This is a genomic window from Polyangium sp. y55x31 (assembly GCF_029946505.1).
GTDB lineage: Bacteria > Myxococcota_A > Polyangia > Polyangiales > Polyangiaceae > Polyangium.
On sequence record NZ_JARZHG010000014.1, the window covers coordinates 257128 to 264221 of the forward strand.

General features: G+C 72.1%; 5 protein-coding genes. 3 read left to right on the forward strand and 2 right to left on the reverse strand.

Annotated features, from left to right (window positions below):
* Positions 1 to 81 precede the first annotated feature (81 nt).
* Together QHF84_RS24840 and QHF84_RS24845 are read left to right on the forward strand one after the other, a co-directional pair.
* Positions 82 to 1530 carry a hypothetical protein gene (locus QHF84_RS24840; RefSeq protein WP_281315881.1) on the forward strand — a complete coding sequence of 483 codons (1449 nt, stop codon included), beginning with the start codon at positions 82 to 84 and terminating at the stop codon, positions 1528 to 1530.
* 54 nt (positions 1531 to 1584) lie between these two features.
* The gene (locus QHF84_RS24845; RefSeq protein WP_281315882.1) at positions 1585 to 2232 is read left to right on the forward strand and encodes a sigma-70 family RNA polymerase sigma factor; all 648 of its coding nucleotides are present in this window, start codon (positions 1585 to 1587) and stop codon (positions 2230 to 2232) included.
* On the opposite strand, the gene QHF84_RS24850 is transcribed toward QHF84_RS24845, so the two are convergent.
* Both QHF84_RS24850 and QHF84_RS24855 read right to left on the reverse strand, forming a co-directional pair.
* Positions 2229 to 5033, reverse strand: a complete 2805-nt coding sequence (locus tag QHF84_RS24850; RefSeq protein WP_281315883.1) for a DUF3160 domain-containing protein — start codon at positions 5031 to 5033, stop codon at positions 2229 to 2231. The two genes, QHF84_RS24845 and QHF84_RS24850, sit on opposite strands and share 4 nt — an antisense overlap.
* A gap of 16 nt (positions 5034 to 5049) precedes the next feature.
* On the reverse strand, positions 5050 to 6609 hold the full coding sequence (locus QHF84_RS24855) for an ATP-binding protein (protein WP_281315884.1): 1560 nt from the start codon (positions 6607 to 6609) through the stop codon (positions 5050 to 5052).
* 295 nt (positions 6610 to 6904) lie between these two features.
* On the opposite strand from QHF84_RS24855, the gene QHF84_RS24860 reads away from it, so the two are divergent.
* Positions 6905 to 7094, forward strand: a 190-nt coding sequence (locus tag QHF84_RS24860; protein WP_281315885.1) for a hypothetical protein, incomplete at its 3' end; no start/stop codon positions are given.

The window sequence follows — 7094 nt, forward strand, 5'->3', positions numbered from 1 at the left end:
CGAGGTGATGGAAACGGGAAGAAATCGTGTCCCGTTGCGTGGGCGGGACGCGCGGCGCAAGATGGCCGGCACCCGCATCCCATGCCCCCGATCTCCCCGAAAATCCCGCCGAAATCCTCCCCGAAAGATCCGACCGAGCCCCGCGACGCCGGCAGCGGCCTCGCGGGCGCAGCGCTCGCGGCGTTCGTGATCGCGGTGATCATCGTCGGCGTGCGGTACTGGGGCAGCCGCGGAGAGCCAGGCCCGGGGCCGGTCGACGCCGGGGACGCCGGCGACGCCGCCGTGGTCGAGGAAAAACCCCTGCCGCCGCGCTGCACGGCCGTCTCCGCCGAGCCGTTCGTCATCGGAGAGCCGCAAGCCGCGAAGGCGCCCAAGGTGCCGGATGCGGGCGAAGGCGACGAGGAGGAAGAGTTCGACGAGCTCGCGCCGTTCGCCGTGGAGCTCGGGCGCGGCACGACGTTCGAGGGCGGGTTCGCCGTGGGCGCGCTGCGCGACGGCGAGGGCGGGTCCGTGGCGATGGTGGCGACGCTCGGGCTCGACGGCCGTGGCGGCAAGCTCGTGCGGCTCGGGAGAAGCCGCGGCGACTTCGATGCGCCGACCGTGAGCGGGTACAAGGGCTCGGTGCTCGCGGCGATGCTGGAGCCGAACGCGGGCGGGCGCTCGATCCGCCTCGCGCGGGTGAGCGGCGAGCAGGTGACGTGGGGGCCGGAGCTCAGCGAGGGGCGGGACGAGTCGCTCGCGGTGGACCTCGCGGCGTCGGGCGCGGGCGCGGTCGTGGTCTGGGACGACGTGAGCAAGGACGGCAAGCAGACGATGGTGATGCTCGCCCCGTTCGACCCGGAGACGATGAAGGCGAAGGGCGAGCCGCGCCCCGTGTCGCCGCCCAAGCAGGACGCGGAGACGCCGAGGCTCGCGGCCCGGCCCGGCGGGCTCTGGCTCGCGTACGTGGTCGTGGGGACGGCGAAGAAGCCGAAGGACGAGGATACGGGGCTCGTGGGGGAGGCGATCGCGCCGCGGTGGATCGAGGTCGTGCCGCTCGACGAGCACGGCGCGGCGGTGGCGTTGCCGCGCGCGGTGACCCCGAAGGACGGGCATGCGCTCGCCTTCGACATGGAGCCGAGCGAGGACGGGGGGATGGTCGTGACGTACCGGGACGACGACACGCCGAGCGGGTCGAGCGGGGGGCGCGTCATGAGCGTGTCGGTGCGTTTGTCCGGGATAGGGGAGGCGAGGCTTCTCACCGAGGAGCCGAGCTCGGCCGGGGTGCCGGACTTGATGCCGGGCTGGCTCGCGGTCTCGTCGCTCTCGGGGGCGACGCGGATCGGGACGATGACGGCGCGGGGCGAGCTCGTGGGCGAGCTCCGGCCGGAGCCGGTGCTCGGTAACGGCGAGGTGCTGGCGGCGACGCGGGCGGCGCTGCTCGTGGCGCGGCCGGCGGGCAAGGCGATGAAGCTCTCCGTGATGCAGTGCGTCCCTGACGAACCAGGGGCGGCGGACGCGGGTTTGGAAGGTGGAACCCCTCCGCCCTGAGGCCTCGCCAAACATTTTTTGGACGATCGGCCTTCTCAACACATTAGGGCGAGCGTGGGAGATTCTATCCAGCGCCCGCCGCGCCCCCGACACAAGCCCCGCGTCCAGGTCCTTTACGAGTTGTTCCTAGGTGAGGTGCGCGAGCGCCTCGGCAGCCTGGGGCTCTACGGGGACGACCTCGATGAGCTCGTTCAGATCGTCTTCACCGTCGCGAACCGACGGGCCGCGGTGATCCCGCGGAACGACGAGACGGCCAGACGCTGGCTCATGGAGGTGGCCCGGAAACAGGTCTCGAACTACCGGAAGCTCTACCGTCACGCCTACGAGGTGCTCGACCCGGAGGCGATCGCCGACGCCGTCGCCGAGCCGCAGGACCCGGAGCAGTACCACGCGACGATCGCGCTCGTGCAGGCCGCCACGCGGCTCATGCCCGCGGAGGAGCGGGAGATCCTGCTCCGTCACGACGTGGAGGGCGAGACCCTGCACGAGATCGCGAAGTGGCTCGGGCTCAAGAAGAGCGGCGCGCACGTGCGGGTCCAGCAGGCCCGGGCGCGGTTCGTGGAGAAGCTCGCCCTGGTCGAGGCGCAGAAGAAGGGCCGGCGGAGGAAGCGCAGGTTCGTCCCGGCGTGGTTCGCGGGGCTGCTCGTGGGCGCTTGGCGGTGGCTCGTGGAGAAGCGCCGGCAGATCGCGCGGCTCGGCTAGGGCTCGCCGAGCGAGAAAAACGTGCCGCGCGGGCGGGTCGGGAGATCGTGGCTGAAGTCCTTCCCGCCGAACACGCTCGGGCTCGTGACGAGCGTGAACGCGCCCTTCCCCGCGCCGGCATGGGCGAGATCCTCGATGCGGACCACGACCGCCTCGACGGGGCTCCGCGGGCGCGCGCGTTGGCTGTGGAGGTATGCCTCGTACGTCCCGGGCTCCGGCTCGGGCGGGGGCGACTGCCAGGGGACCTCGGGGAAGGCGAAGGGGTACACCGAAAACCCCTCACCGATGTCCAGGGTGAGCGCAGGGACGAGGGGATCGCCGTGGTGGTCGAGCAGGGCGACCGTGACCGGACCGAGCTTGCGGTCGCTCGCGAGGACGAGGCGCGCCTCGAGCTTGCCGTCGCGTGCGCAGGAGTAGACGTCGCCCGCGAGCCCGATCGAGGGGTCGGGGACGGGCGCGGTGGCGAAGCTCTCTCGCCACGGCGCCCGTTTGTCCAGGTGTGTCCTAGCCGCCTCATCGTCGAGGCGTTTCTCGATCGGCGCGTGGATCTCGTACCCCCGCGCGACCGGCCCGACCATGGCGCGTGGCTCGCCGCCCGTGTCGACGACGAAGACGCCGAGCCGCGGGCCGTCGGCGCCGAGGTAGGCGATCTGGTTCGCGTTCGTCAGGGTGAAATAATCGGCGACGAGGTCGGCCGTGCGCGTGGCGCCGATCTCGCGGTCCTCGAACATGTCGAAGTACCAGCCGGTCCACTTGGGCGGCTGGCCGCTGTCGCCGCTGTAGCCGCCGAGCGGGATGTACTCGGCGACCATCGCGAGCCAGGTGGCTTGCTCCGGGGTGGGCGCGCCGCGGGCGAGCTCGGTGCGGGCGATGGCGCGGAGCGTGCCGAGGACGCGGAGCAGGCCGTCGAAGCCGCCGCCCGCGATCTTGCGCAGGCCCTCGACGTGGGTGATGAGCGCGTCGTAGAAGGGCACGAGCGGCTCGACGTACGCGTCGGGGATGGCGCAGCCGTAGGCGTCGTAGCCTTGTCCCGCGAGCAGCACGAACGTGTGGCGGAGCTGGGCATACCCGACGAGCGCGGATCCCATGCGCAGATCGGCGTAGGCGTCCTTGTCCATGAACGAGGGGCGCGCGCCCTCGGGATCCTTGCGCAAGGCGAGGATTGCGCGGAGGAAGCTCGCGTGGACGTCGCGGCCTTTCGTGGCGCCCGCGGCGAGGTCCGCGCGGGCCGTGTCGAGCGCGGGGCGGAGCCCGGGGAAGCGGTCGAGGTCGTTTTGCAGGTACGTCGCGGCGCGGTCGTGGCCGAGCAGATACGCGACGTCGGCCGCGCCGATGTCGTATCGATCCTGGACGCCGTCGTGGACGAGGCGGCTGAGCGGCGCGATGTCCGGCACGATACGCGGGCCGAGGAGCGTGCTGATGACGGGCAGCTCCTTCACGCCCTGCGGCATGAAGTGAACGCGCGTGGTGCGGCGGAAGCCGTCGCCGATCGCGAGGCGGAGTTTTTCCGGGGCGGCCGGATCCTTCGCGGTGAAGCCGCCCTTCTGCATGAGGCGCAGCAGATCCGGCACGCTGACGTCTTCGCGACGGCCCGCGAATGCGCCGTAGATCTCCTCGAAGAGCCCGATCTCGGCGAGCGCGCCGCTTTTCTGCGCGAGCTCGGCGAGGGCGAGGGCGGCGCGGGCTTCGCGCGGCGTTTCCCGCGGATCCGGGGTCGCGTCGGGGTGCGAGCTTCGCGAGTCGCGCGAGACGAGGTTCCACTCCAGGCGCGAGAGCCACATGATGGCGGCGAAGTACGCGTCCGGATGCCAGAGCTCCACGTTGACCTGGTCGAAGAACGCGTTGTCGGCGTAGTGGCCCCGCGGCTCGAACTGGGTGAAGTCGATCATGCGGGTGCGGCCGAAGAGCTCGACGGGCGTGAGCTGCCTGTCCCGCTCTGCCGCGAGCAGCGCTTCGACTTGTTCGTCCTGTCCGAACAGCGAGAGCGGCATGTTCGTCTCCTGCGGGACGCGCGCCGCGGCGAGCGCGAGGTAGAGGTCGAGGTCTTTCCGGGTCGTTTCGTCGATCGACGCGCCGCTCGCCGCGAGGGCCTTGCGCAGCTTCTTCAGCATCGACTCGAGCGCAGGCTGGAGGCGCTTGCGTTCGATGCGGGCGAGCGACAGGTCCGTGGCGCGGAAGACGGCGTGCAGGATCGGATCCGGCCCCACGTAGAGCGGCAGCTCCTCCTGGAAGACGTCGTGGAACGCGTTCGCGTAGTCCAGGTACGGGAGCCGATCGAGCACGACGAACCCGTTCTTGCGGAGCCGCGCATGCTCGACCTCGGTGAGGTGGACGTGCGCGTCGATGCGGTCGAGGAAGCGAGGCTTCTTCACGCCGTCCCACGCGGCAGAGGCGGGCTTGCGCGCGGCGCCGCCGGCGCGGGCTTTGGGCTCGACGCGGCGGATCGCCTCGTTCGAGATGAAGCAGGCATCCGCGCCTTTTGGCGTCTTCTCGACGGAGTCGCAGTCGAAGCTCTCGCAATACGGCTCGATCGGCTGGAAGGGCTTCGCGCCGGCGAGGGCGGTCGTGGGCGGGACCGTGGTCGGCAGGGCGCACGCGATCTCCGTTCGCATCGATCGGATCAGCTCGCTCGGGGACGGGGCCGGCGGAGGAGCGGCCGAGGGCGCCGCGCTCGCGCTCAGGGCGGCGGAGGATGCAGGCGCGGTCGGTTGGGCCGGTGCGCCGGGCCGATCCGTCGCCGCGGGGCTGCAGGCCGCGCCGAGGATCGTCGCGAGGGGGAGCGCGGCGAGGCGAGGGCGCATGGCCCTCTACGCTATCCTAGACGCCGAGATCCCGACCAGCCGCCTCGGCGCGCTCCTCTTCCCGCACGAGCGCGCTCTTCGGCTCCGCCGCGCACGGGATCCACACGCGAAACGTCGTCCCGTGGCCGAGCGTCGAGTCGCACGCGATGCGGCCCTCGTGCGCGCTCACGATACGACGCACCGTGGCGAGGCCGATCCCGGTGCCGGGCGCGCGCACGCCGGGGACGCGGTAAAACGGCTCGAAGATGCGGTCCTTCGCGCCGTCCGGGATGCCCGGACCGGTGTCCTCGACGGCGAGCTCGACGAAGCCTCCGTCGGCCCGCGCGGCGTGGATCGAGACGCGCCGCTCCTGGCAGCCCGCGATGTACTTGAGCGCGTTGCCGAGCAGGTTGAGCACGACCACGTGCAAGAGCTCGGGCGAGCAGGCGACACGCGTGTCCTCGACGTGGACCGTGACCTCGGCGCGCACCTCGGCGGCCATCTGCGCGAGCTCCTCCGCCACCTGCGCGACCACCTCGCGCACCGAGGCCTTCTGGCACGTGTCGTCTGGGCGGCTCGATCGCGAGAACGCGAGCAGGCCTTCGAGCACCGCGTTCGCCCGCGTGACCGATCGTTCGAGCGAGGCCGCGAACCGCTCCGTGGCCTCCTTGCCCTCGGCGCGTCGCAAGCGCGCCGGCACGAGCGCGATCGGCGTGAGCAGGTTCCGGAGATCGTGGGCGATACGCCCCGCGAACGCGTCGAGATCCGCGTTGACCCGCGAGAGCCGCTCGACGGTCTCCGCGAGATCACGCCGCGCCGCTTCGGCCTCCGCGCGGGCGCGCTCCTCCCGCGCGAAGAGCGCGAGCCGCTCCTCGGCCGCGCGGTAGAGCCTGTGCATCGTGCGCGTGAGCAACACGCCGAGGCCCGCCGCGAGCAGGACGGCGCCACACGCGACGATCACGACGAGCCTCGACGCGCGGGTCGCGGCGCGCCGGGCGCCGTCGCGCGCCACTTCGAGGCGCGAGTCCACGAAGAGCCCGTAGTCGCCGATCGCGACGTCGAGCGCCCCGAGCTTGGGGATCACCTCCGCCCCGACGACACGCCCCACGTCCTCGTGCGTGCCGCCGGCGCGATAGAGCGCGAACGCCCGCGCGAGCGCCTCCTGGTGCGCCTTCTGCGCGGCCCCGATGCGTTCGAGCCGCGCGCGCTCGGCCGGGTCCTCCGTGTGGTTGAAGAGCGCCCCGAGCCGGGCCTCGAAGGCTTGCCGCGCGGCGTAGCTCTCTTCGAGCATCTCGGGATCACCCGTGAGCAGGTACGCCCGCCCCTGCGCCGCGTTCGCCATCGCGCCGGCGCGCAGCCGCTCCACTTCGACGAGCTCCGCGCCGTAGATCTCCTCGACGCGGTCCTGGCTCGCGATCACCGATTGCAGCGCGTAGCTCGCGACGCCGCCGATGACGAGCGCGGCGAGGATGGCGACGAGGTACGCCGCGCCGATCGTCTGTTCGAGCTTGCGCCGCGCAATCGCGCGCTCGGCCTCGCCTTCCCCGACGGCGGCGTTCGCGACGGAGAGGGTCTTTTGCATCGGATCGAGCTTCATGGCCCACCGCCGCGCGGGGCCCGGCGGGGCGGGGTGGACGATCCGAAAGCACCTGGAAAATAAGGCAAACGCAGACCCTTTGCGGGGCGCCGCGTGAAGAGGCTGGCCGGCGGGAACACGAATCGCGCGACGAGCAGGGTCCGTACCACGCGCTTGTGCGCGGCCCGTGCCCACGTCGGCGCGTCCGGGGCGCGCGTGGCCGCGAGAAACGCGCTTCGCGGGGGGCGCTTTCAGCGCACATCGAGGGGGGATTCGTCTATCGTGTTTTCCGGCTTTTCATCGGAGAGGTCCAATCATGTCCGGACGAATGGGTGACGATCGTGCCGCCGCGCGCAGGCGGGTGCTCCTCGGTCTCGGCGCGGCGCTCTCGGCGGCGGCCGTCGGCTGCGGCGGCGCGGGTTCGGCGACGGACGTCGCGGGCGCAGGCGCGGGCGTGGGCGGCGCGGGCGGAATGGGCGGCGCCGGCGGCGCGGGCGGAATGGGCG